This is a genomic window from Aquirufa sp. (assembly GCF_044239315.1).
In the GTDB taxonomy this organism is placed as follows: domain Bacteria; phylum Bacteroidota; class Bacteroidia; order Cytophagales; family Spirosomataceae; genus Aquirufa.
In genome coordinates, this window is the sequence record NZ_JBIIBQ010000025.1 from 17842 (window position 1) to 42410 (window position 24569).

The 24569-nt window shown below is 39.8% G+C and carries 23 protein-coding genes and 1 tRNA gene; 19 read left to right on the forward strand and 5 right to left on the reverse strand.

The features are described from left to right. Positions 1-61 precede the first annotated feature (61 nt). The 9 genes from ACILP5_RS09305 (at position 62) to ACILP5_RS09345 (ending at position 10362) form a co-directional block, all read left to right on the forward strand. Entirely contained in the window at positions 62-415 is a 354-nt protein-coding gene (locus tag ACILP5_RS09305) for a YraN family protein (protein WP_395618383.1), read from the forward strand. A gap of 23 nt (positions 416-438) precedes the next feature. Beyond that, complete coding sequence (ybeY, locus tag ACILP5_RS09310) at positions 439-849, forward strand: rRNA maturation RNase YbeY (RefSeq protein ID WP_395618384.1); 411 nt, start codon at positions 439-441, stop codon at positions 847-849. Between the two features lie 26 nt (positions 850-875). Next, entirely contained in the window at positions 876-2735 is a 1860-nt protein-coding gene (mnmG, locus tag ACILP5_RS09315; RefSeq protein WP_395618385.1) for a tRNA uridine-5-carboxymethylaminomethyl(34) synthesis enzyme MnmG, read from the forward strand. After that, entirely contained in the window at positions 2735-3619 is an 885-nt protein-coding gene (locus tag ACILP5_RS09320) for a class I SAM-dependent methyltransferase (protein WP_395618386.1), read from the forward strand. Before mnmG ends, ACILP5_RS09320 begins: the two co-directional genes overlap by 1 nt. Further along, on the forward strand, positions 3612-5243 hold the full coding sequence (locus tag ACILP5_RS09325; RefSeq protein ID WP_395618387.1) for an Ig-like domain-containing protein: 1632 nt from the start codon (positions 3612-3614) through the stop codon (positions 5241-5243). Before ACILP5_RS09320 ends, ACILP5_RS09325 begins: the two co-directional genes overlap by 8 nt. Positions 5244-5720: 477 nt before the next feature. After that, positions 5721-7493 carry an AMP-dependent synthetase/ligase gene (locus tag ACILP5_RS09330; protein WP_395618388.1) on the forward strand — a complete coding sequence of 591 codons (1773 nt, stop codon included), beginning with the start codon at positions 5721-5723 and terminating at the stop codon, positions 7491-7493. A 49-nt stretch (positions 7494-7542) separates the two neighbouring features. Further along, entirely contained in the window at positions 7543-8622 is a 1080-nt protein-coding gene (gene gmd, locus ACILP5_RS09335) for a GDP-mannose 4,6-dehydratase (RefSeq protein WP_395618389.1), read from the forward strand. Between the two features lies 1 nt (position 8623). Beyond that, on the forward strand, positions 8624-9877 hold the full coding sequence (locus ACILP5_RS09340) for a nucleotide sugar dehydrogenase (RefSeq protein WP_395618390.1): 1254 nt from the start codon (positions 8624-8626) through the stop codon (positions 9875-9877). 2 nt (positions 9878-9879) lie between these two features. Continuing rightward, positions 9880-10362: a UpxY family transcription antiterminator gene (locus ACILP5_RS09345; RefSeq protein WP_395618391.1), complete on the forward strand. Its 483-nt coding sequence runs from the start codon at positions 9880-9882 to the stop codon at positions 10360-10362. 90 nt (positions 10363-10452) lie between these two features. On the opposite strand, the gene ACILP5_RS09350 is transcribed toward ACILP5_RS09345, so the two are convergent. Together ACILP5_RS09350 and ACILP5_RS09355 are read right to left on the reverse strand one after the other, a co-directional pair. Beyond that, positions 10453-10803 (reverse strand): four helix bundle protein, encoded by a 351-nt coding sequence (locus ACILP5_RS09350; RefSeq protein WP_395618392.1) that lies wholly within the window; start codon positions 10801-10803, stop codon positions 10453-10455. Positions 10804-10948: 145 nt separating this feature from the next. After that, the gene (locus ACILP5_RS09355) at positions 10949-12184 is read right to left on the reverse strand and encodes a nucleoside recognition domain-containing protein (RefSeq protein ID WP_395618398.1); all 1236 of its coding nucleotides are present in this window, start codon (positions 12182-12184) and stop codon (positions 10949-10951) included. A gap of 49 nt (positions 12185-12233) precedes the next feature. On the opposite strand from ACILP5_RS09355, the gene ACILP5_RS09360 reads away from it, so the two are divergent. The 4 genes from ACILP5_RS09360 to ACILP5_RS09375 all read left to right on the forward strand — a co-directional run bounded on the left by ACILP5_RS09360 (position 12234) and on the right by ACILP5_RS09375 (position 16022). Continuing rightward, a complete protein-coding gene (locus tag ACILP5_RS09360; RefSeq protein WP_395618393.1) occupies positions 12234-12917 on the forward strand; it encodes a M15 family metallopeptidase in 684 nt (227 codons plus the stop codon). A gap of 97 nt (positions 12918-13014) precedes the next feature. Beyond that, positions 13015-14367 carry a TolC family protein gene (locus tag ACILP5_RS09365; RefSeq protein ID WP_395618394.1) on the forward strand — a complete coding sequence of 451 codons (1353 nt, stop codon included), beginning with the start codon at positions 13015-13017 and terminating at the stop codon, positions 14365-14367. Positions 14368-14474: 107 nt separating this feature from the next. Further along, positions 14475-15872, forward strand: coding sequence for an efflux RND transporter periplasmic adaptor subunit (locus ACILP5_RS09370; protein WP_395618395.1), 1398 nt, complete (start codon positions 14475-14477; stop codon positions 15870-15872). Positions 15873-15948: 76 nt separating this feature from the next. Continuing rightward, a tRNA-Asn gene (locus ACILP5_RS09375) sits at positions 15949-16022 on the forward strand. A 465-nt stretch (positions 16023-16487) separates the two neighbouring features. Here ACILP5_RS09375 and ACILP5_RS09380 read toward each other — a convergent pair. Continuing rightward, positions 16488-16715, reverse strand: a complete 228-nt coding sequence (locus ACILP5_RS09380; RefSeq protein ID WP_395618396.1) for a hypothetical protein — start codon at positions 16713-16715, stop codon at positions 16488-16490. Positions 16716-16892: 177 nt separating this feature from the next. On the opposite strand from ACILP5_RS09380, the gene ACILP5_RS09385 reads away from it, so the two are divergent. From ACILP5_RS09385 to ACILP5_RS09410, 6 genes are all read left to right on the forward strand, one after another. Continuing rightward, on the forward strand, positions 16893-17753 hold the full coding sequence (locus ACILP5_RS09385; RefSeq protein ID WP_252624743.1) for a DUF3347 domain-containing protein: 861 nt from the start codon (positions 16893-16895) through the stop codon (positions 17751-17753). Continuing rightward, the gene (locus ACILP5_RS09390) at positions 17753-18313 is read left to right on the forward strand and encodes an AraC family transcriptional regulator (RefSeq protein WP_252624741.1); all 561 of its coding nucleotides are present in this window, start codon (positions 17753-17755) and stop codon (positions 18311-18313) included. Before ACILP5_RS09385 ends, ACILP5_RS09390 begins: the two co-directional genes overlap by 1 nt. Positions 18314-18413: 100 nt before the next feature. Next, the gene (locus ACILP5_RS09395) at positions 18414-19127 is read left to right on the forward strand and encodes a heavy-metal-associated domain-containing protein (protein ID WP_252624740.1); all 714 of its coding nucleotides are present in this window, start codon (positions 18414-18416) and stop codon (positions 19125-19127) included. A gap of 2 nt (positions 19128-19129) precedes the next feature. Next, the gene (locus ACILP5_RS09400; protein ID WP_252624739.1) at positions 19130-21358 is read left to right on the forward strand and encodes a multicopper oxidase domain-containing protein; all 2229 of its coding nucleotides are present in this window, start codon (positions 19130-19132) and stop codon (positions 21356-21358) included. Between the two features lie 52 nt (positions 21359-21410). Further along, the gene (locus ACILP5_RS09405) at positions 21411-21971 is read left to right on the forward strand and encodes a DUF2911 domain-containing protein (RefSeq protein ID WP_223130141.1); all 561 of its coding nucleotides are present in this window, start codon (positions 21411-21413) and stop codon (positions 21969-21971) included. Between the two features lie 425 nt (positions 21972-22396). Next, entirely contained in the window at positions 22397-23266 is an 870-nt protein-coding gene (locus ACILP5_RS09410; RefSeq protein WP_252624738.1) for a S9 family peptidase, read from the forward strand. 330 nt (positions 23267-23596) lie between these two features. Here ACILP5_RS09410 and ACILP5_RS09415 read toward each other — a convergent pair whose 3' ends face one another. Together ACILP5_RS09415 and ACILP5_RS09420 are read right to left on the reverse strand one after the other, a co-directional pair. Further along, positions 23597-23980, reverse strand: coding sequence for a hypothetical protein (locus ACILP5_RS09415; RefSeq protein WP_161566399.1), 384 nt, complete (start codon positions 23978-23980; stop codon positions 23597-23599). 79 nt (positions 23981-24059) lie between these two features. Beyond that, the coding region (locus ACILP5_RS09420; RefSeq protein WP_395618397.1) for an HAD-IC family P-type ATPase at positions 24060-24569 on the reverse strand (510 nt) is incomplete at its 5' end.

The window sequence follows — 24569 nt, forward strand, 5'->3', positions numbered from 1 at the left end:
CAAAAACCTGATAGCTTCCGAAAAACCGGCCAGCTATCTTTCCTAAAACAAAGATACAATAATGGCAAAACATATAATACAAGGAAAACTAGGCGAACAAATTAGCGTAGACTATCTACTAAAAAACGCTTACACCATCGAGGCTAGAAACTATAGATATAAGCGCGCAGAAATAGACATTGTCGCGAAAAAAGGTAATCTACTTGTCTTCATTGAAGTAAAATCCCTGCGCAGAAATACACATGGACATCCGGAACAGAAGATCACCAAAAACAAAATTCAGCTCATAAGTAGGGCCGCTTGTGCCTATCAATACCAACATAAATGGCGCCAAGAGATTCGTTTTGACAGCATTTCGGTGAATTTTTATCCACAAGCCTTTAAAATAGAGCATTTCGAGGATGCTTTTTCGTAAATTCGCGGTTTACTACCGCGCACATGATTCAATTTTGCACAGAAGACATAACATTCTCCTTAAAAGAGAAGTTAAAACACAAAGCCTGGTTAAACGAGGTGGCGAAACAGGAAGGGAAAAAGATCCTGGAATTGACTTATGTTTTCTGTTCTGATGAGTACCTATTACAGATTAATCAAGAGTACTTGAATCACGATACGCTAACTGATATTGTTACGTTTGATAATTCTGAAGATCCGAAAAAAATCGAGGGAGACATCTTTATCTCCATCGAAAGAGTGAAGGAGAATGGAGACAAATTAGGCACTTCGGAAACGGAATTAGAACGCGTAATGGTACACGGTTTATTACACCTGCTTGGTTACAAAGACAAGAAGAAAGAGGACAAAGCGTTGATGACCGAGAAGGAAGATTTTTACATTAAACAGTACTAAATGTTTCACGTGAAACATTCGAGGATATGCTAAATTCATACGATGTAATTGTAGTGGGAGCGGGACACGCCGGGTGTGAAGCAGCTTATGCGGCAGCACAGATGGGGTCGCGTGTTTTGCTAGTGACCATGAATATGCAGACGATTGCCCAAATGTCATGCAACCCCGCAATGGGTGGTGTAGCGAAAGGTCAAATCGTTAGAGAAATAGATGCACTAGGCGGCATGTCCGGAATCATTTCGGACAAGACCATGATTCAATTCAGAATGCTAAACCGTTCGAAAGGTCCGGCGATGTGGTCACCACGTTGTCAATCGGATCGCATGCGTTTTGCGGAAGAATGGAGAAACGCGCTGGAAGGAAATTTGAATGTAGATTTTTGGCAAGATTCCGTTCAACAATTAATTGTTGAAAAAGGCGAAGTTAAAGGAGTCGTCACCCGCATGGGAATGACATACACGGCTCGCACAGTCGTACTTACAAATGGTACTTTTTTAAATGGCTTAATCCACATTGGGGAGAAGAATTTTGGGGGAGGCCGAATGGCTGAACCAATGGCAATTGGATTAACAGAACAGTTAATACAATTAGGTTTCGAATCGGGCAGAATGAAGACCGGAACTCCGCCACGCGTTGATGGAAGAAGCTTGGACTTCGCTGCGATGGAAGAACAAAAGGGGGATGAAAACCCTAGCTCTTTTTCTTACTTAACTGAAACGCCGCTAACGGAGCAGCGCTCTTGCTGGATAACGCACACAAATACGAAAGTACACGAGGTATTGCGCAAAGGTTTCGACCGTTCACCCATGTTCGCCGGTCGAATAAAAGGTTTAGGTCCACGTTACTGCCCATCCGTTGAAGATAAAATCAACCGATTTGCAGATAAAGATTCACACCAAATTTTCGTAGAACCGGAGGGATGGAGCACGGTGGAAATTTATGTCAACGGCTTTTCAACATCGCTTCCGGAAGACATCCAATTCGAGGCAATTCGTTTAATCCCTGGATTTGAAAAAGCGAAGATGTTCCGCCCGGGTTATGCCATCGAATACGATTATTTCCCGCCTACCCAATTGACTTCGACTTTGGAAACAAAACGAGTAAGTGGTCTATTTTTTGCCGGGCAAATCAACGGGACCACAGGTTACGAGGAAGCCGCATGCCAAGGCTTAATGGCTGGAATTAATGCCCATTTAAAAACACACGAATTGGATCCGTTCACCTTATCTCGTTCGGATGCTTACATCGGCGTATTAATCGATGATTTAATCAACAAAGGAACAGACGAACCGTATCGCATGTTCACGTCGCGTGCTGAGTTCAGAACTTTGCTTAGACAAGACAATGCGGACGAGCGCTTAACGGCAAAAGGATATCAATTAGGTTTAGCGACAGAAAAACGTTGGAATAGATTTCAAGAGAAGAAGGCGCAAGTCGCGGCTTTGACAGAAGAAATCAAAAACACGAAAGTAAAACCAAAAGAAGTGAACGACTGGTTAGAGCAGGAGGGAAGCGCTTTATTAAAAGAGGGTGCGCCTATCGTCAACTTGCTGAGAAGATCAGATTTGTCTTTCGATCGAATTGCGACACACCCAAGCATCGAGCCTATCGTGAGAAACTATTCTCAAGAGGTCCGCGAGCAGGTGGAGATTTTAGTGAAATACGAAAGCTATATTGAAAAGGAAAGATTGATGGTGGACAAAATGCGTTCGATGGAAGACTTGTCGATTCCTGCTAATTTTGACTACGATAAGATCAAAACGCTTTCAACAGAATCGCGCATCAAATTGAAATCAATTTTGCCACAAACTATCGGACAAGCAAGTCGCATCTCCGGCGTGTCAGCATCAGACGTTTCAATTCTTCTTTTATTCATGGGACGCTAATGGAAAATATACAAAACTGCCCCGTTTGCGGATCGCCTAATTCGACCTTAAAATTTAAGGCTAAAGATTACACCGTATCGAATGAGCAATTTCACATCGTTAGCTGTGATGCTTGTTCTTTGATCTACACAAACCCAAGGCCGGCCGCGAATGAAGCTGGACCTTACTACCATGCGAGCGCCTATATTTCACATAGTGATACCAATGAGGGTATTGTGAACAGGCTCTACCATGCCGTTCGCAAGCTTACGCTTCAGTCTAAGTTGAATTGGATCGAACCCGATAAAAAAGCTAATAAAGAGATACTCGATATAGGTTGCGGAAACGGACATTTTCTAGCTGCTGCAAAAGAGAAGGGCTGGAACATCAATGGTTTGGAATTAGATCCAGAAACGGCGGCTAGAGCGGCTAAATTAACGGGGCTTACCATCGCGCCATCATTAGTAGAAATCGATCCAGAAAAACAATTTCAGGTAATCACTTTGTGGCACGTATTGGAACATGTCTACGAGCTGGATGACTATTTTAACTTCTTCAAAAGCCGCTTACATAAAGACGGAAAACTATTGCTAGCCTTGCCTAACGCGGCTTCCTTCGACGCGAATTATTTCGAAGAATACTGGGCAGCTTACGATGTTCCACGACACATCTACCATTTCACACCAGCCACGATCACCGCGATAGCGGGGAAATACGGTTTTAAATTAAAGAAGAGCCGCGGGCTAATCTTTGATAGCTTTTACATTTCTTTACTAAGCAACGAATACAAGACAGGCAACAAAAGACTGATTAAATCTTTCTTTATTGGCCTGATTTCTAACCTACGAGCGATGGTAGGCAAGCCTAATTATTCGAGCAATTTATACATTTTTGAACATGCGTAATTACTTGAAATTCAGCTTGTTGTTTATTTTTTGGGGGCTTGGCATCAGCTTGGTTTTCCTACAAAGTTGCGCCCAAATGGCCTCGCCTCCCGGCGGCAAAAAGGATACCTTAGCCCCAGTGGTTGTGAGCTCCACTCCGTTAAATAAAAGCAAAAATTACAAGGGGAGAAAAATTGAATTAAACTTCAGCGAATACGTCACAATCAAGGGTTTAAATCAAGAGTTATTAATCACACCATCCATCGGAAATTACGAAACCCGAATACGCCCCATGGGCCTAACGCTGGAATTAGATAGCGCTCTAAAAAACAACACCACCTACACGTTTAACTTTAGAAATGCGGTGGAGGATGTATCTGAACGCAATCCCGGAAAAAACATTAAACTAGTTTTTAGCACATCTAATCTGATCGATTCTTTAAAAATCGAGGGGCAAGTGAAGCGTTTGCTCACGAACAAAAAGGCAAATAATATTACGGTTGGACTTTATCCATATAACGACACATTAAGTATCGACAAGGCAAAGCCCTACTACTTTGTTAAAACGGATACCTCAGGTATTTATACATTAGAAAACCTGGCGGCAGGAAAATATTATATGGCCGCCTTTGAAGATGGGAACAACAACCTGCTCTATAATTCAGCTAAAGAAGCCGTAGATTTCATAACAGAGCCGTATATAGACCTGCAAAAAAACGAGAAAAGAGATTTTAAAATTGCACTTCAGAATCAAGATGCCTTAAAATTAAGCAAGACCACCTCTACCGCAAAAACGGTATTATACGAGTTTTCGCGTGGAATTAAGTCGGCTGATTTACAATTTTCATCTTCGCAAAAACCGGTATATCAAATCGAGAATGACAGGAACTTACGTATATACGCGGGAGACCTAAACAAGGCCGATACAATCGGCATAGAAGCGGCTCTCGAAGATTCGATTGGACGCAAAACAACATTTAAATTAAAAACAAAATTTAGAGAATTAGTAAAAAAAGAAAAGGCGCCAAACATCCCATTGAGTTTTGATGTATTTCCTAAAAATGGGTCTAAAATCGTTTTAAGCGACTCTATTCTAATTATTTTCCCTAAACCCGTATTGCAGTGGGTTTCGAATAAGGTACACATTTTAACGGCGAACGAAGACGACTTAACATTCCCCGACGATGCCTTCAGCTGGAATAAGTTACAGACCGCCTTGACCATTAAAAGTAGTTTTTTGCCTTCACAAGAAAAGTTTTCGTTGTCCTTGGATAAATACGCCTTTGTGGGCCCAGAAGCAGACTCTACTCAGGAATTCAAACAGGAAATTACCCGATTAGACCCAGAGGAAACGGGTACCATCGAGGGAGGTATTCGCAAGGCGGGACATTATATCTATCAACTATTGAAAGGCGATAACCTAGAAAAAGCCTATGAACAAAAGTCTACAGGGCCTTGTTTTTTCAAAAACGTAGAGCCAGGCATCTATACTTTGCGTGTAATTATTGATTCAAACGGAAATGGAACCTGGGATATAGGGGACTACAAAACAAAAAAGAAGCCAGAAGACGTCTTTTTCTTCGAAAATAAGATCAAGTTAAAGGCCAATTTTCAATTAACGGACTTGTGGATAAATACCCCATAACTGTGTGGATAAGTGCCTTTTTTATCCACATTTTATCCACAAATTCCTGCATACATTGTGTATAAACTCAGAGCTCGCCTAGCTTGTGTGGATAACTTTAGACTTATCCACAAGTTGTTAGACACTTATCCACAAAGACACAATACCTTTTGATTAGACAATACTTACTCATATCAAGTACTTACAAACACAAATTAGACTTATCCACTTATCCACAGAGAACAACAAAAAGAAACAAAAAAGAGATTTAAATATATTTTTCTTTTTTTAATTTATGTGTGTGGATAAGTTTTTAATATTGAAAAGAGCTTTTGGTGCTTTTTTGATATTTTAGGTATAAAAATTATTTATACCAGATAAAAAAAGATTAAATCACTCATTCACTTGTGGATAACTTGTGGATAAGTAATTTAGATGCAAAAAGAACTATATTTAATACAATTTGGCTAAATTGCCGCTTCTAAACCCTTCAAACAAATGGTTCATCAACAATTTACCCGCGTCTTCGATTTATTAATCGCTTACAAAAATTTTCAAAAGGCTGATATCTTTAATCGAAAGAGAGATGGAGAATGGAAAAATTATTCCACTTCAGATACATTAGAAATCATTCAGACTTTGGCATTAGGTCTATTAGAACTCAAGGTTAAGCCAGGGGATAAAATTGCGATCATTTCTGGAAATCGTCCTGCATGGAATTTTGTAGACTTTGCTGTTCAAGTTATAGGTGGTGTGACTGTACCTATGTATCCTACGATTACTATTGAGGATTATGACTATATTTTTAAAGATGCTGAGGTGAAATACATCTTTTGTGAAAACGAGGAATTGTATTTAAAAGCAAAGGAAGCAGCTAAAGGAAATAAGCTGATTAAAGGTATCTACACGTTTGATCCGGTGGCTGATGTAGAAATGTGGACGTCAGTAAAGGAATTAGGCGAAGGTAAAGATCCATCTGCTTTACAACCTTTGATGGATGCGGTTAAACCAAGTGATTTATTGACTTTGATTTATACTTCGGGTACGACCGGACGCCCTAAAGGTGTGATGTTAACCCATCACAATATTGTGAGCAATGTAAAATCTTTAGTGAGGGGTAATTTCTTTGATCTTTTACCTGACGATCGTGCCTTGAGTTTCTTGCCTTTATGCCACATTTATGAGCGTACAGACATTTACATGTATATGTATTACGGTGTTTCGGTCTATTATGCGGAGAGTATGGAGACGATTGCGGATAATATTCGCGAGGTGAAGCCCGCGATGTTTGCTTCGGTTCCTCGTTTATTAGAGAAAGTATACGATAAGATTTTGGCCAAAGGAAATGAGCTTACCGGCATCAAACGGACACTTTTCTTTGGTGCTTTGGAATTTGGATTGAAGTTCGATCCAATGGAGAAATTAGGTTTGATAGATTCACTAAAATTAGCCTTCTACCGAAAAGTTATTTTTAGTAAATGGCGGGAAGCTTTGGGCGGAAATGTGCGTTTGATCGCTTCTGGTTCTGCGGCATTGCAACCTCGTTTATCTCGTGTATTCTGGGCAGCAGGTATCCCTGTTTCGGAAGGATATGGTTTGACAGAAACATCACCTGTTATTTCTGTATCAAGAGTTAAGCCGATTGATTTTAAGGTGGGCTGCGTAGGATCGTTAATTGATTGTATCGAATTAAAAATTGCAGAAGACGGGGAGATTTGTGTAAAAGGAGATTCTGTAATGGTCGGTTATTATAAAAATCCAGAGGCCACAGCCGAAGCGATTGATTCAGAAGGTTGGTTCCACACCGGTGACATCGGAACGATGGTGGATGGTAAATACTTGAAGATTACGGATCGCAAGAAAGAAATCTTTAAAACATCGGGCGGCAAATACGTAGCACCACAATTAGTGGAGAACAAGCTAAAAGAATCGGCCTTTATTGAGCAATGTATGGTCGTAGGTGAAAGCCAAAAATTCCCTTCTGCGCTTATCATCCCAGAATTTAATGCCTTACAAGTTTGGGCAGATCAACAAGGTTTAGGCGTAAATGGCCCAGAAGCATTGATCAAAAACCCGAAAGTGATTGCTAAACTCGAACAAGAAGTTCAAGAAACGATGGCCTCGGTGGCAAAATACGAACAGGTGAAAAAATTCGTTCTATTGCCGCGCTTGTTCACGGTGGCCGACGGAGAAATCACCCCTACTTTGAAATTAAAGCGCAAAGCCATTTTCGCGAAACACGAAAAGGCGATTTTGGACTTGTATGAATAAATTGCGTTAGGCCTCTTTTTTGCCTAATTTTGATTTCTTAATGAATCGTATGTCGACAGGAAAAAAGGTAGCCCTTATTACGGGTGTAACAGGACAAGATGGCGCTTATTTAGCGGAATTTCTTTTAGATAAGGGATATATCGTGCACGGTATCAAGCGTAGAAGCTCCTTGATTAATACGGATCGCATTGATCATTTATACCAAGATCCGCATGTAGATTCCGCTTCTTTTATCTTGCACTACGGCGATTTAAGTGATTCGACGAATATTATTCGCATTATTCAAGAAGTACAACCAGACGAAATATATAATCTTGGGGCAATGTCCCACGTGAAAGTTTCTTTCGACGAACCCGAATATACAGCGCAGGTAGACGGTATCGGAACCTTGCGTATTTTAGAGGCCATCCGCTTGCTAGGCTTGGTTAAAAAGACGAAAGTGTACCAAGCGTCCACCTCGGAACTTTACGGCCTGGTACAGGAAGTTCCGCAATCAGAAACGACTCCTTTTTATCCACGTTCACCTTACGCGGTTGCTAAATTATATGGCTACTGGATCACGGTGAATTACCGCGAAGCCTACGGCATGTTTGCGGTAAACGGGATTTTATTTAACCACGAATCCCCGCTTCGCGGCGAGACTTTCGTAACGCGTAAAATCACTCGTGGCGTAGCCCAGATAGCTTTAGGGCAAGAGAAAAAAATCCACTTAGGTAACTTAGACGCAAAACGTGACTGGGGCCATGCGAAAGATTATATTGAGGCGATGTGGTTGATTTTGCAACAAGATACCCCAGAAGATTACGTGATCGCGACCGGAGTAACTACAACCGTGCGCGAGTTTATCCGCCTGTCCTTCGCAGAATTAGGAATCGAAGTCGCATTCACTGGTGAGGGCGTGAACGAAAAAGGAACCGTGGTTTCTTGCTCGAACCCGGCTTACCAAGTGACGGTAGGACAAGAAGTGATCGCCATCGACCCACGCTATTTCCGCCCTACGGAAGTAGAATTGTTAATTGGGGATCCGACGAAGGCCAAAGAAAAACTAGGCTGGACCCTAAAATACGATTTAGCCGCGCTAGTAAAAGACATGGTTCAGGCGGACGTAAAATTATTCTCGACGAAATAAGATGAGTACACGGATCGCCATAATAGGCTTAGGATATGTGGGTTTTCCGCTGGCGGTAGAGTTCGGGAAAAATATCCCCACCCTCGGATTTGATATTGACACGAGTCGTATTGCGGAATTAAACACAGGTTTTGATCGCACGCAGGAAGTAACTGCGGAGCAATTAAAGGCATCGGTTTCTTTGTCATTTTCATCAAATTCTGCCGATTTAGCCACTTGCAATACTTTTATTGTTACGGTTCCCACCCCGATTGATCACTTCAAAAAACCGGACCTAAGTCCACTTTTGAAGGCATCCGAGATGATTGGAAAAGCCTTAAAAAAAGGCGATTTAGTCATTTACGAATCCACGGTTTATCCCGGTTGTACGGAGGAAGACTGCGTACCTGTTTTGGAGAAATTCTCTGGACTAAAATTCAACGAAGACTTCTTTTGTGGCTACTCGCCTGAACGCATTAATCCAGGCGACAAGGTAAATACTTTAACCAAAATCAAGAAAGTAACCTCTGGTTCTACACCCGAAATCGCCGAAAAAGTTGACCAATTATACCGCTCCATTATCACCGCAGGCACGCACAAGGCGCCATCAATGAAAGTGGCTGAAGCCAGCAAAGCCATCGAAAACGCCCAACGCGACGTCAATATCTCCTTTGTAAACGAACTTGCCTTGATCTTTGATCGCATGGGTATCGACACGACGGAAGTATTAGAAGCCGCCGGAACGAAGTGGAACTTCCTAAATTTCAAACCAGGATTAGTAGGCGGCCACTGCATCGGCGTGGACCCCTATTATTTACTACACAAATCAGAAAGCTTAGGATATTATCCACAAGTAATCCTTTCGGGTCGCCGCGTGAATGATAACATGGGCATTTTTGTGGCGAATAAATTAGTTAAACTGTTAATTAATAAGGGCCAAAAAATCGCTGGCGCCAAGACCCTCATGCTCGGCATCACCTTCAAAGAAAACTGCCCAGACATCCGCAACTCCCGCGTAGTCGACATCTACAAAGAACTGGTGGACTTTGGCATGGAAGTAGACGTCTATGACCCCTGGGCAAACGCCGCCGAAGTGAAACACGAACACGGCATCGACCTAGTTACAAAACTAGCGGATCAATACCAGGCGATTGTTTTGACCGTGGCCCACAACGAATTCCTAGATCTCCCATTCGCCTCTCTGCGCGGCGAAAACGGGGTCATCTTCGACATCAAATCCATTTTGTCTAAAGACCTGGCTGACGCCCGATTATAAGCATGGCTTGGTACGCGATTTACACGAAATCCAGAATGGAGAAGAAAGTCTCCTTGCGCCTTGAAGAGCTAGGTATCGAAGCCTATTGTCCTACCACGAAGCGCAAAAAGCAATGGTCTGACCGCAAAAAATGGGTCGAAGAAGTCCTCTTCCGCTCCTACGTGTTCGTTAACATAGACCTCGAAAAACAATCCGGCCTAGTCCGCCGCACCTTCGGTGTCGTTAACTTCGTGTACTGGCTCCACAAGCCCGCCGTCATCCAAGATTCAGACATTTATGCGATTAAACAATTTCTAGCCGACCACCTCGAAGTCGAAACCATCGGTACCACCGCAAAAATCGGTGACTATATCACTATCGAATCTGGTCCACTAACAGGCCAAACCGCGAAGATTGTGGGGCTGAAGAATAAGCATGAGGTGAGGTTGAAGATTGAGAGTCTTGGGTTTGAATTGGTTGCGGCCCTGCGGAACGCAGGAGAGTAGAGATAAGAGAGTATAGAGAGGAGATTAGAGAGTAGAGATAATAGATTAAGGAGAAAACCTATCTTTACTCTCTTATCTCCACTCTATAATCTATACTCTATTTAATGTTTTCAAAGTGGACATCAACATCTTCAACAATTCATCTAAGTCTGCTAAAGCAGATCGACCTTCTTCCTCAGAGATAAAACCGGTACTGATTAATAATCGAATCCAATATCGCGTTTCTCGAGCTTCTTTGTAAGATATTGAAATCTTGTATTTAAAGTCATTTCTGGAAAAGCCACCAATAGCTTCTTCAATATTTGCGCCAATAGATGTTGAAGATTTTAGGAGCTGCCTACTTAGGACATATTCTTTGTCTACAGCCATTAGCTTACGACAAAGGCTGACCATTTTGATCGAAAAAGCATAGGATTTTGTTTGGGCAGGACTTGGTTTCATTGGTGGATTATTTGATGTCAATATTAGCCATCAATACGAACAAAGCCTATCAGCTAATTGATAAAGATAAGAGAGTATAGATTATAGAGTATAGATGGGCTCCCTTTTATCTCTACTCTCTACTCTATACTCTCTACTCTAATGGCTACCCAAAGAAAAGATAACTCACCCCAATCGCCGTAAGTATCCCCACCAAATCCGCCGCCAATCCCGCCCACAGCGTGTAGCGAATGTTGCGCACTTGAACAGAGCCGTAATAGAGGGCGATGACGAATAGGACTGTTTCAGCGGAGCCTTGGAAGACGCAGGCTAAGCGGCCGGCGAAGGAGTCTGGGCCGAAGGTTTTCATGGTGTCAATCATCATGGCGCGGGAACCGCTGCCAGAAACGGGGTGTAAAAGCGCGGTGGGCATGGCGTCGGTGAAGCGATTGTCGATGCCTATGTAGTTTACAGCCATTTTCATGCCGTCTACGATGAAGTCTAAAACACCTGAATTGCGCAAACAGGAGATGGCCACTAGCATTCCTACCAGGTAGGGAATGATGCGGACGGAGGTTTCGAAGCCACCTTTGGCGCCCTCGACGAAGGTTCCGAAAATATCTACTTTCTTATAAAAAGCTGCGGCGATGAAGGAGAAAATTAGGGTGAAGAGGATGCCGTTGCTGAAGAGTTTGGACTGGATGTCGATTTGCTCTTTAGGGAGGCTGCTGAAGTACCATAAGATACCCGCTAAAATAGCGGTGATGCTGAAAAGCCAGCCGAAAAGAATGGGATCAAAAAGGCGAATCTTTTGCTTGATGGATACGAATATTAGGCCTGTGATGGTGGCAGCGTAAGTGGCCATCAGGCAGGGAATAAAGACGTCAGAGGCATCTTGAGCACCATAAATGGCGCGTTGAGCCATGATGGAAAGGGGAATTAAAACGGGACCTGCACTGTGGAGCACGAGGAACATGATTTGGGCGTTAGAGGCGGTTTCTTTGACCGGATTCAAATCCTGTAAACCTTGCATGGCTTTCAGGCCAAAAGGTGTTGCGGCATTATCTAGGCCTAATAAATTCGCGGAGAAGTTCATGATCATTTGGCCGTGAACGGGGTGGTCTTTAGGCACTTCTGGGAAAAGGCGCGAGAAGAAGGGTTGAATTTTGCGCGCTAAAAAGTGGATCGCTCCAGCTTTTTCCCCTACTTGCAAAATGCCCATAAAAAAGGCCATTACGCCGGTTAATGGAAGGGCTACTTTCATCACGGCTACTTCCGCGGAGTCAAACATGCCGTCTACCAGTACTTTAAATATGTCAGCATTGCCGAAGAAAATGAATTGAATCAGGGCGACGACGAATGCGACACCGAAGAACAAAAACCAAATCCAATTTAAAGCCATAGGTTCACAGAGGTAAAAAACGATTAAATTTAGGGAAAATTCCGTCAATATGAAGAGTCAATTCGCTAAAGCAGGAATAATCCTGTTGCTTAGCCTTTCGTTAAAGGCACAAAAAACAACTTGTGCCGCAGAGTTGTCGATGCAGAAACAGGGCCTCCAGGAGGTAACGGAGCAGGTTCCGAACGTTTTGGTAGAACTTAAATATGCGACTACTGATAATTTTATGAAGAAGGATGTGTATGGTTGTTTGACCCGCGCGTACTTGCAGAAAGAGACGATAGCGAAGCTGAAGAAGGCGCAACAGATTTTGGAAAAAGATCATCCAGGCTACCATTTGTTGATTTATGATGCGGCGAGACCGCTTTCGAAGCAGTGGGAACTTTGGAATACATTAACAGAATATGCACCTGAAAAGCGTCGGACTTATGTGGCGGATCCGAAGGAGCATTCGATTCATAATTATGGAAGTGCGATTGATTTGACGGTGGCGGATGAGAAAGGGAAGCCATTAGATATGGGGACAAAATTTGACTTCTTTGGAGAAATGGCCTATCCGAAAGAAGAAGCAAGGCTGCTAAAGGCGGGGAAATTAAGCCCAAAAGCCATCGATAATCGGCTCATCTTACGAAAGGCAATGACGCAAGCGGGTTTTACTGGAATCGAATACGAGTGGTGGCATTTCAATGCGTTTTCTCGCAAAACAGCAAAACAAATGTTCCAAGTTATACCTTAAAGGGGGTTTCATCCTGAACCCTTGCCGTTTATCCTAAAATCAGGAGCGCCTTTCCCGGGAATGTTTACCTTTGCATACATTATTTTATTGTCGATCTATGTACTTAAAAATAGTTAGTCTTACCTCCCTGCTTTTCGTTAGCGGAATGCAGGTAAATGCCCAGAATGCTTCTGCTATTCAGGCGAATGGAAATGCGGTTCAGTTATCGCTTACGAAAGCGGTAGAAATCGCGTTGCAACATAACTTAAATGTGAAATCTTCCGAGGTTAGTTTACGGAGCGCTCAGTTGCAGTTTCAACAGTCGAAAAATAATGCGCTGCCTAACCTAAATGCAAATATTAATCAATCAGCTAGTTTTGGACGTAGTATTAACCCGTTTACAAACGGCTTCGATTCGCGTAACATTAACTACAATAACCTAGGTTTAAACGCAGGGGTGCTTCTTTTTAATGGGGGCCAAATCCGTAACACGGTTCTCCAGAATGATTACAACTTAAAGGCATCCCAAGAAGATCTAGCATCGATTAAAGACAATATATCACTACAAGTTGTGCTCGCTTATTTAGCTATATTGAATTCTGAGGATCAATTAAGCATTGCTAATTCGCAAGCCGAGATCACGAAATTACAGATCGCGCGTACAGAGAAGCTGGTGAATGCAGGCTCTTTAGCCCCCTCAAATCTATTGGATTTAAAGGCACAATTAGCCAACGAAGAGTCTAATATCGTTAATTTTTATAGTACGTTAGACCTAAATAAATTAACCTTATTGCAACTTTTGAATGATTCAAGTATTTCATCTTTTGAGCTACAGCGTATCCAGGTGCCCATTCCTAACACAAAAGGATATGAGACGGGTTTAGATGAGCTTTATACTAAGGCTTTAACGATTCAGCCTCTAGTGAAAGCGGCAGATCTTCGTGTTCAGAGTGCATTAAAAGGAATTTCAGTGGCAAAAGCAGCTACTTTACCTTCCTTGTCTTTCAACGCAAGCGTGTCTGCGAATCAATCGAACGCTCTTGTGATGAGCTATTTTGATCAGTTAAATAATACCCAAAACAAAGTCCTTACGGTAGGATTAAACATACCCATTTTCACTCGATTTGCTTCCAAAACTAGAATTGCACAGGCTGGTTTGCAGCGCGAAAATGCTTCGATTGAGGCCGAAAGAGCGCGTTTGACTTTACGCCAAAACATAGAGCAAGCCTACTTGAATCTAAACAATGCGGCGATGAAATACGAGGCAGGACTTTCTCAGGTATCTGCTTTAGAAGAGTCATTCCGTGCGGCAGAAAGCCGTTTCGGAGCGGGAACCATTGACTTTGTGAGTTATAATTTACAAAAAACGAACTTAGATCGGGCGCGCCTGAGCTTAGTTCAATCTAAATACGATTTCGTGTTTAGAACGAAGATTTTGGATTTTTATCAGGGCAAGTCACTAACGTTTTAGATTAGTGATAATAGAGGAAAGAGTATAGATAATAAATTAGATTAGAGATAAAAGAGTAGAGAGTATAGATAAAATTGGCTAGGGACTAGCGACTATTGACTAAAATTATGGCAACAAACAACAACAGTAAGCGGACTTGGATGATCATCGGAGGCGCGGTGGTATTAATTTTTGGTGGATTATTTCTTGCCAAAAAAATGGAGTGGATCGGCAAGGTCGAGCCTACAGAAGTAGAGTTCGCGAAGGTGTCTCGTTCGACCATCATTGAAAAGGTTTCCGCGTCTGGAAAGATTCAGCCAGAGGTAGAGGTGAAGTTATCACCAGACGTTTCTGGGGAGATCGTTTCCTTGAACGTAGCGGAAGGTGATTCCGTGGTTGCTGGTCAGGAGTTATTGAAGATTCGTCCAGATAACTATGTATCTCTTTTAGCACGCGCAGAAGCACAAATGAACGCGACGAAAGCAAACATGGAGCAAAGTAAGGCGGTTCTAGCCCAAAGCGATGCACGATTATCGAAGGCTAAAATTGATTACGATCGTAATGCGAAATTGCACAAGGATAAAGTAATCTCTGACGCAGATTTTGACCAGTTTCTATCTGCTTATACTGTGGCAAAACAAGATTTAGAGGCTGCAAAAGCAAATGTCAATGCAGCAAACTATAATGTTAAATCATCTGAAGCAGCGTTAAAAGAGGCTAAGACGAACTTAACAAAAACGACGATTTATGCTCCACAAAGTGGCATCATTTCGAAGTTAAACGTAGAATTAGGGGAGCGTGTGGTAGGTACTTCACAAATGGCAGGAACCGAGATGTTACGCATTGCGAACTTGAATAAAATGGAGGTGCGCGTGAATGTAAACGAAAATGACATCACACGTGTCAGCTTAGGCGATACCGTATTGATCGACGTGGATGCATTCTCCTCTAGCGAACGTAAGTTCAAAGGAGTAGTATATGAAATAGCTAGTTCTGCGAATTCAAGTGGAACGTCTGCTGTATCAAATGATGCGGTTACAGAATTTGAAGTGAAGATTCGTGTATTGCGTTCTTCTTATGCAGATTTAATCAAAGGCAAATTGTCTTATCCATTAAAGCCGGGAATGACAGCGTCTGTTGAGATTTTGACCAATAGAAAAGAAAATATTGCTACTGTGCCTTTATCTTCTGTAACGACTCGCGAGATCGGTGCGCCGTCTACTATGGGCGAAAAGAAAGAAGAGGACGGAACTAATTCTACCAACTCTAACGATGCCTTAGAAGCGAAGAAACGCAAAGAAAACACGAAGGAAGTGGTGTTCGTGTTGGAGAAAGGCAAAGCTAAGATGATCCAAGTGAAAACAGGCATCTCCGATTTCGAAAATATTGAAATCGTATCAGGTTTGAAAGACGGTCAAGAGATCATAGCAGGGCCATATGCGACAGTAGCTAAGAAGTTGAAAGAAGGGGACTTAGTAAAGAAAAAGGATCCGAAAGCAGCAGAAAAGGCCGCTGACAAGAAATAAAATCAAAAAAAACAGGGGGCTATCTTGCATTTAATGATTTAGCCCCCTATTTTTGCAGTCCCAATAGGAACAATATTCCTTCTTAGCTCAGTTGGTTAGAGCACATGACTGTTAATCATGGGGTCCCTGGTTCGAGCCCAGGAGAGGGAGCAAACAAGAAAGTCACTAGAAATAGTGACTTTTTTCGTTTAAAATCCATCCATATTTCCTCTATTCAACGATTTTTGTGGTTCGAGCCCAGTAGAGGGTATGGTGGTTTTAAGACCTTTTTCTAAGAGGATTATATCTGATATTTTCGTTTTGTGCCAAGAATGTGCCAAGAGTTGGTTTGGATATTGGAAATCCGACAAGTGTTTTTCTTTTAACTTCGTTTAAATTGGAGGTAGTATTTGACATTCATCACTTTTTCATTCATTGTAAGAAATTGCACGTTTTATCATTAATTGTGAAATTAGTATAACAGCACTTTATTTGAAGGAAGTATTAAAATTTAGAGCTAATTCATTAAAAATTGAAACAAATTCGTACTTTTATCGTTATAAGTACCATGTTGCAAAAATTTCACATACTTCTCATAATTACATTTCTTGGCTGCCTAACCGTGCCCGTGAAATCCTATGCGTGTGGAACAAAGCACACTAAAGAAGAAAAATCATGTTGTTTGAAAGAAAAACCTGAGAAATCTAATAAAGATAATTGTTGCGGAAAACACAAAATGACCGGACAAAACGAAGGGAACAGTTGTGGAGGGAATTGTGATAATTCTACGTGCAGTTGCCCATCACCTTTCTCCACATTGGTAATACCTGATTTTTTAGTAAAATTCAATATCAATACATTCACAGCTCGCAATTCAGTAAAATCGTTTTATAACCAAACTTACCATTCATCAGGTTTTGGTTACATTTGGACACCCCCCAATATAGGTTAATTTATTACCTTGACAGCCATTGGTCTGTCTTATCGGAAGCAAAGTATTGCTTTAAAAATCAATTGTTTTTTACGTAAAATTATTAAAAAATGAAATCAATAAAATTATTGATGGCAATAACATTATTGCTATCCATCTCGACATGTTTTGCAGAAATTAAAAATGCCAAGGTAGAAACTGTTCACATTTATGGAAATTGTTCTATCTGTAAAAAGACCATCGAATCGGCGGCCAATGTAAAGGATATTGTTCAGGTGGAATGGAATAAGGATACAAAAATGGCCTTCATAACCTATGATGAAAAGAAAACAAATCAGGATGAAATTCTAAAACGAATTGGTTTGGCAGGTTATGATAGCGACAAATTTCTCGCTCCTGACAATGTTTATGCTAAACTTGAAATTTGTTGCCAATATGAACGGACAGGAAAAGTTGTTGCAAAAGTTGAAGAATTAAAAGCTGTAAGTCTTGATGTGGAAGAAAAAGTTGTCATGCCAATTTTAGTAACAAAAACACAAGGAGTGCAACTAAAAGAGGTCTTCGATTCTTATTTTGCAGTCAAAGATGCTTTGGTAAAAACGGATGGTAGCTTGGCAGCCACCAAAGCTGTTTTGCTGTTAAATTCTATAAACGTAGTTAAAATGGAAAATTTAACGAATGAAGAACATGTAGAATGGATGAAAGTGATGAAAGATTTGATTTTTGATGCGGAACATATTTCGGAGACCAAAGATGCCAGCCATCAAAGAGACCACTTTACATCTCTATCTAAAAACATGTATTCGGTGATGAAAGTCTCAAAACAAGAGACACCAACATATTATCAATTTTGTCCAATGGCTAATAAAGGAAAAGGTGCAAATTGGTTGAGTAAGGAGAATATCGTTAAAAACCCCTATTATGGTTCTAAAATGTTGGGATGTGGTAAAACTGTTGAAACAATAAATTAATGAAACTATACATTAAAAACATGGTTTGTAATCGATGTAAAATGGTAGTGAAGTCTGAGCTAGAAAAACTTGGACTTCACCCAATTCACATTGAGTTAGGTGAGGTAGAAATAAAAGAAGAAAATATAGATTCCATAAAATTGGATGTAATCAGTGTCTTCAAGTCTGTTGGGTTTGAATTAATTGATGACAAAAAAGGTAGAACAATTGAACAGGTAAAAAATCTAATTATTGAATTGGTTCATCACAAAAACAATGACTTAAGAGTTAATCTTTCTAATTATTTATCTCAACACTTAAATCAAGAATACAAATCTCTGAGTAAGCTTTTTTCGGTAGTAGAACAGCAAACCATTGAACAATTCTTTATCAAGCAAAAAATTGAAAAAGTAAAAGAATTGCTCATGTATGAAGAATTAACATTGAGCCAGATTGCATACCAATTGAATTACAGTAGTGTTGCGTATCTAAGTAATCAATTTAAAAGGGAAACAGGTTTTACAACGTCCTATTTTAAACAACTTAAATCAAGTAAAAGAACCGGTATTGACAGTGTATAAGACAGGAAATCTTATAAGATTTCTAAAAAATAACGTAACGTCACGATAGTTTTAATTTGGGAAATTTGCGTTTTATATAACTCTGTTTAAAAACACAAATATGACACATACATATCAATTAACTGGAATGACTTGCACAAGTTGTGAAGCAAAAGTAAAATCATTGTTAGAGAGGGTTGAAAATGTAACCAATGTTGAGGTTTCTAAGGAATACGATTCGGTTACAATTTCAATGGATAGGCACATCAACTTGTCAAATTTCCAGAAAGTATTAGATTTAAAATATACCATTTCTGCAAAACAAAACATTGAATTAGAGGAACAAGCAAAATCGTGGTTTCAAACTTATGCTCCAATTTTACTGATTTTTCTCTATGTCTCTACCATTACTTTATTGATACAACTGAAAAGCGGACATTTTATTTTAATGGAGGCGATGCAGCATTTTATGGCTGGGTTCTTCTTAGTGTTCTCATTTTTCAAATTGTTAAATCTAAAAGGTTTTGCTGAAAGTTATGTCATGTATGATGTGGTAGCAAAAAAATTCCCCTTTTGGGCATATTCATACGCTTTTGTAGAGGTTGGCTTGGGTATTTCTTATCTTTTAAATTACAATCCTTTAGTAACAAATGCCTGCACGTTTGTGGTCATGAGTATAAGTATAATAGGTGTTTTGCAGTCAGTATTTGATAATAAGAAAATACAATGTGCTTGTTTGGGGGCAGTTTTTAATTTGCCAATGAGTACTGTGACAATTATCGAAGATGCATTGATGATTGTAATGAGCGGATATATGATTTTAAATTTATTTTAAACATGAGATTGATACCAATAATTGCCATTTTTGTCCTGTTTTCACCAACTGTTTTCGCCCAAAAAGTTGTTCGTTATGACCTTAACGTAAAAGACACCTTAGTGCATTTTGCTGGCAAAGAAAAACGAGCTATTGCAGTTAATGGTCAAATACCTATGCCTACTTTGACTTTTACCGAAGGCGATACGGCTGAAATACATGTTCATAACCAGCTTAAGGAGGAAACCTCTTTGCATTGGCACGGTCTATTTTTACCCAATAAAGAAGATGGGGTTCCCAACCTGACACAAATGCCCATTCGGCCAAATACAACTCATATCTATCGTTTCCCAATTATTCAAAATGGTACTCATTGGTATCACTCACACTCAGGGTTACAGGAACAAATAGGAATGTATGGCAATTTTGTCATGTTAAAAAGACCCAATGACCCAACCTTTAGAAAGGGAATAGATGACTTACCAACGCTTCCCATCGTATTGAGTGAGTGGACTAATCTCAACCCTGAGAATATCCATAGGATGCTGCATAATGCTAATGATTATCCTGCATTGAAAAAGAACTCGGTTCAAAGTTATGGTGAAGCAATATCAGCCGGTCATTTTAAAACTAAAATGAAAAATGAGTGGAAGCGAATGATGGCGATGGATGTGAGTGATGTCTATTATGAAAAAATATTCATGAATGGTCACCCAAGTTCTGAACTTAAAAGTATCTCAGGAAATGAGTTGAAAGGCAGAGACAAGGTTAGATTAAGAATTTCAAATGGGGGTGCATCATCCTATTTTTGGCTGACTTACGCCGGTGGTAAAATTACAGTAGTCGCAAATGATGGCAATGATGTGGAACCGGTTGAGGTAGACAGATTGATTATTGCGGTATCGGAAACGTATGATATTATTGTCAATATTCCAGCAGATAAAACCGCCTATGAATTCTTAGCAACGACGGAAGACCGGACTAATTCAGCATCCATTTATATTGGAAATGGAATTAAACAGTTGAAATCACCTTTACCCCGATTAAAGTATTTTGAAGGGATGAAGATGATGAATGACATGATGAAGATGAATGGCGAATTGGATGATATGGGTATGGCCATGAGTTTAAATCAAATGGATATGAATGTGGTGATGTATCCTGAAATAACTGGCGATGCTAAGCCAAAACAAGATGACAATGACCCCAATCGTTATAATGCCAATGCACTGGGAGACATTGTTACCCTGAATTATGCCATGCTGAAGTCCCCTAGCATAACAGCATTGCCCAAGGATGCTCCAGTAAAAGAATTGTACTTTAAACTCTCCGGTAATATGAATCGATATGTTTGGAGTTTAGACAATAGGGTCGTTTCAGAAGCCGATAAAATCCTTATCAAAAAAGGAGAAAATGTTAGAATTATTCTCTACAATGGTTCCATGATGCGCCATCCGATGCACCTACATGGGCATGATTTTAGGTTACTTAACGGTCAAGGACAAAATGCTCCTTTAAAAAACATTGTGGATGTTATGCCGATGGAGACGGATACATTAGAATTTAACGCCAATGTTGAAGGTGATTGGTTTTTCCATTGTCATATTTTGTACCATATGATGAGCGGAATGGGTAGGGTATTAAGTTATGAAAATCAGATGCCCAATCCATTGATTCCTAATCCAAAACTAGCGCAACGGAAACTGTTTGCAGACGACCGCAAGTTTCATTTTATGGCTGAGAATGATTTTGCAACCAACGGTAATGATGGAATGGCCATGTTACAAAATACGAGGTGGAGCATTGGTTCAGAATGGCGATTGGGCTATCATGATTTTCACGGATATGAGGTAGAAACACATATTGGTAGATATGTTGGGAAAATGCAGTGGTTAATGCCATTTATTGGCTTTGATTGGCGTTATAGAAAGTTTGGAATAGATGAACAGGAAACAAATCTATTTGGGCAATCAAATAGTAAGGACCTAAGAAGTCTTGTTACAGTCGGCGTAAATTACACGTTGCCATTACTCATTGTTGGACAAGCTGAAATCTATCAGGATGGAAATATTCGTTTTCAACTTATGAGAGAAGATATGCCTATTACCAAACGACTTAGAGTGAGTTTTATGCTTAACACCGATAAGGAATACATGGCAGGTTTTCGTTACATCGTAAACAAAAACATGGGCATTACATCACATTATGATAGTGATATGGGATTGGGTGCTGGAATAACTTTTTCTTACTAAAAACTTTTTAATTGTCTATTGAGATAATTTAACTTCAATAAAAAACAAAATCATGAAAAAAAACATTGTTTTAAACCTCTTGTTGACATTACCTATTGGCGTTTTTGCCCAACACCAAAACCATCAACCCAAAGTCGATACCAGTCAAACAGCAGTCAAGCCCAAAAGTCCAAAAATGACGGCAATGGCAATGGTAGGCACAAATCATGTACATATAGAATACGGTTCACCGAGTGTGAGAGGGCGGAATATTTGGAATGGTTTAGTTGCCTTCAATCAAGTATGGTCATCGGGAGCTCACAAAGCTACTTGGATAGATTTTGGTCATGATATAATGGTTGAAGGTAAAGTTATTACAAAAGGTAAATATGGATTTTTTACTATTCCTGATAAAGAAACGTGGACTTTGATTTTGAGTAAAACGTGGGATATGCACTTATCGGACGATTATAAAGAAGAAAATGACATCATCCGAATTAAGGTAAAACCCTTCAAAAGCGATAAATTAGTTGAAGCCCTTACGTATGAAGTAATGCCGACCAATGCTAACGAAGGCAAAATAAAATTGAGCTGGGAGTATTTGAATGTTGAGTTTCCATTTAAAAACAAGTAACTGATTTTTTTGGAAAGAAATGACTGATTTCCAACGTCCAAACCAAGCCTTTGCACATTCTTGGCACAAACGGAAAATCACGGTTATAATCCTCTTAGAATGGACACTTATATTTTGAAATATTCACTAAGTAAATAAAACCGTCAAAATATAACATCTGACCCATTTTACTTTCGAATCTAATCGTACGCTAATTGATTAAAATCGGTTTCAAATATGATGGTTTTGCAATTACCATATTATAAATTAGGGAATTAAATTGACCCATCTATTTTTGATTACTGCTCCCCTTACAGACGAAAGATGCAGCTATAATGTGATGATAGAGTATGTGACTATTAGGAAATTAAAGGGTTGAACTTCGTGTCAATTTGCAGAAAGTGAATGCTTTGTCTTTCCAAAATGAAATTAGTTACCTTTAAGGTATGATGAAAGTTATCTTTTTATTACTCATACAGACGGTCATTGTTAATCAAGGTTTTGCCCAAAAATTTAACCCTGTTATAAAACAAGATATTATAATCAATAGTGAAGGGGTTAATCTTGCAGGAACTATATATAAACCTAAAAACGCTTATGCCTCTGTTGTAGTTGTACACGGTTCGGGCCAAGAAACAAGAATGACTGAATTCGCTGAGTTACTTGCAAATAATGGAATTTCAGTACTTACCTATGATAAACGGGGGGTTGGTAAATCTGGGGGAGTTTATGCTGGTCCAGAGGTTGGAACAAATAATGTTGATTCCCTTAATATCAATTTATTAGCCAAAGACGCACTTGCTGCATTGAATAAAATAAAAAATTATAGTAATGGTACGCCAATAGGACTTCTAGGTTTCAGTCAAGCTGGATGGATTATTCCTATTGCAGCAAATAATAATCCACTTGTGAATTTTATGGTTTTATTTAGTTGCCCTACAATCACTTCCCTTGAACAACTTAGGTTTCAGTTTTATACCAACGGGAATACTGATTTTTGGGTAAACCATACTGAAGAAGACACTCGAAACCATATCAAAAACGATTCAGACCGTTATCAATTTATCAGTACTGACCCAAAGGTTGCTTTAAGAAATATTTCGGCGCCATCACTTTGGCTATTTGGGGAAAAAGATATTCAGATTCCCGTAAAATTATGTATTGAACAAATCAATACCCTTAAATCAGAAGGAAAACCATTCGAATATACTTTATTCTCAAATTTAGGACACAATACTGCATTTACTGATGACAAATCCCCTGTAGAAAATGCTATTAACTGGATAAAGGAGAAAACTAAAAATTTCAAACCTTAAAATATTTTTAGTTTAAGTGTCTGATTAAAAGATGCAAAACTTAACCCGCTGATAGACAACAAAAAAGGCGACATTTCTGTCGCCTTGTGCACTTGTGCTCCCCTTACAGACGAAAGATGCAGCTATAATGCGATGATTGAGTATGTGACTATCAGGAAATTAAAGGGCTGAATGCTATATATAAATTCTTTAGCGGTTTTGATATTTTAGTTAAAGAAAAGAGTATGTAAATATCTACCTGGTGCAAGAATGGCAAAACTTCCTGCAATGATAATACCTCCGATATATAACCTAATCATTGAATTTTTGTGTGTTTTAATATCCCCTCGTTTAATTGCAAACCAAGCCTTTGGGACAGTATATATAGTTAAAATGCTCAGAAGGTGAAGTAACCCAAAATGATTGAAAATCCGTTGACCTACTTGAGCTGGTATAAATAAAGTTAAGATGCCTGTAATAATGTTGGGCAAAGTATTTACATTCGGTAAGATTTATTGAAATGAGAATTGCATTTTCTTTGGCAGGTGCAAAATCCGTGTAAAGCCAATTACCATAATGCAGTTCGCTTTCGTCAATGATGCCTTCAATTGCTCCGTTTAAATCGTCTTTGTGTATTGGGCAATACCCATCTTGCTTTGAAGTATAAAAAGCAAATTCAGCCTCTTGCACTGGGGCTGAAAATGGGATGATATTTAATTGAAGTGTCTGCTGCATAACTTACTTGTTGTGTTGTTTATTTATAAATTATATTGATGGTTGGTTCCTCACTTTGTTTTGTTTGAATATTACAAATTTAAAACTTCATCCGTTGTATTCGCACCGCATTTAATATTGCCAATAAAGCCACTCCAACATCCGCAAAAACGGCTTCCCACATGGTGGCTAAACCACCTGCACCCAATACCAATACAATGGCTTTTACTGCAAATGCTAAAATGATATTCTGTATTACAATGCCCCTGGTGGCTTTGCCTATTTTAATGGCGGTGACAATCTTTAAAGGCTGGTCTGTTTGTATCACTACATTGGCTGTTTCTATTGCTGCATCGCTGCCCATTGCACCCATTGCAATGCCCACATCGCTTAAAGCCAATACGGGTGCATCGTTGATGCCATCGCCTACAAATGCAATGATTTTTGTCTTGTCCTGTTTTAGTTCTTCTACTTTCTGTACTTTGTTTTCTGGTAGCAAATCGCCAAAGGCGGTATCAATGCCAATTTGTTTTGCTACTTTTTGGGTAATGGAATTTTTATCGCCACTAAGCATTATGGTTTGTTTAATGCCGTTGAGGTGCATTTGCCT

Coding starts and splice junctions, on each gene's coding strand:
- ACILP5_RS09340 (WP_395618390.1), top strand. CDS start 8,624: ATGAGTACACGGATCGCCATAATAGGCTTAGGATATGTGGGTTTTCCG.
- ACILP5_RS09360 (WP_395618393.1), top strand. CDS start 12,234: ATGAAGAGTCAATTCGCTAAAGCAGGAATAATCCTGTTGCTTAGCCTT.
- ACILP5_RS09350 (WP_395618392.1), bottom strand. CDS start 10,803: ATGAAACCAAGTCCTGCCCAAACAAAATCCTATGCTTTTTCGATCAAA.
- ACILP5_RS09305 (WP_395618383.1), top strand. CDS start 62: ATGGCAAAACATATAATACAAGGAAAACTAGGCGAACAAATTAGCGTA.
- ACILP5_RS09400 (WP_252624739.1), top strand. CDS start 19,130: ATGAGATTGATACCAATAATTGCCATTTTTGTCCTGTTTTCACCAACT.
- ACILP5_RS09320 (WP_395618386.1), top strand. CDS start 2,735: ATGGAAAATATACAAAACTGCCCCGTTTGCGGATCGCCTAATTCGACC.
- ACILP5_RS09370 (WP_395618395.1), top strand. CDS start 14,475: ATGGCAACAAACAACAACAGTAAGCGGACTTGGATGATCATCGGAGGC.
- ACILP5_RS09365 (WP_395618394.1), top strand. CDS start 13,015: ATGTACTTAAAAATAGTTAGTCTTACCTCCCTGCTTTTCGTTAGCGGA.
- mnmG (WP_395618385.1), top strand. CDS start 876: ATGCTAAATTCATACGATGTAATTGTAGTGGGAGCGGGACACGCCGGG.
- ACILP5_RS09385 (WP_252624743.1), top strand. CDS start 16,893: ATGAAATCAATAAAATTATTGATGGCAATAACATTATTGCTATCCATC.
- ACILP5_RS09405 (WP_223130141.1), top strand. CDS start 21,411: ATGAAAAAAAACATTGTTTTAAACCTCTTGTTGACATTACCTATTGGC.
- gmd (WP_395618389.1), top strand. CDS start 7,543: ATGTCGACAGGAAAAAAGGTAGCCCTTATTACGGGTGTAACAGGACAA.
- ACILP5_RS09330 (WP_395618388.1), top strand. CDS start 5,721: ATGGTTCATCAACAATTTACCCGCGTCTTCGATTTATTAATCGCTTAC.
- ACILP5_RS09410 (WP_252624738.1), top strand. CDS start 22,397: ATGATGAAAGTTATCTTTTTATTACTCATACAGACGGTCATTGTTAAT.
- ACILP5_RS09390 (WP_252624741.1), top strand. CDS start 17,753: ATGAAACTATACATTAAAAACATGGTTTGTAATCGATGTAAAATGGTA.
- ACILP5_RS09325 (WP_395618387.1), top strand. CDS start 3,612: ATGCGTAATTACTTGAAATTCAGCTTGTTGTTTATTTTTTGGGGGCTT.
- ACILP5_RS09415 (WP_161566399.1), bottom strand. CDS start 23,980: ATGCAGCAGACACTTCAATTAAATATCATCCCATTTTCAGCCCCAGTG.
- ACILP5_RS09395 (WP_252624740.1), top strand. CDS start 18,414: ATGACACATACATATCAATTAACTGGAATGACTTGCACAAGTTGTGAA.
- ACILP5_RS09345 (WP_395618391.1), top strand. CDS start 9,880: ATGGCTTGGTACGCGATTTACACGAAATCCAGAATGGAGAAGAAAGTC.
- ybeY (WP_395618384.1), top strand. CDS start 439: ATGATTCAATTTTGCACAGAAGACATAACATTCTCCTTAAAAGAGAAG.
- ACILP5_RS09355 (WP_395618398.1), bottom strand. CDS start 12,184: ATGGCTTTAAATTGGATTTGGTTTTTGTTCTTCGGTGTCGCATTCGTC.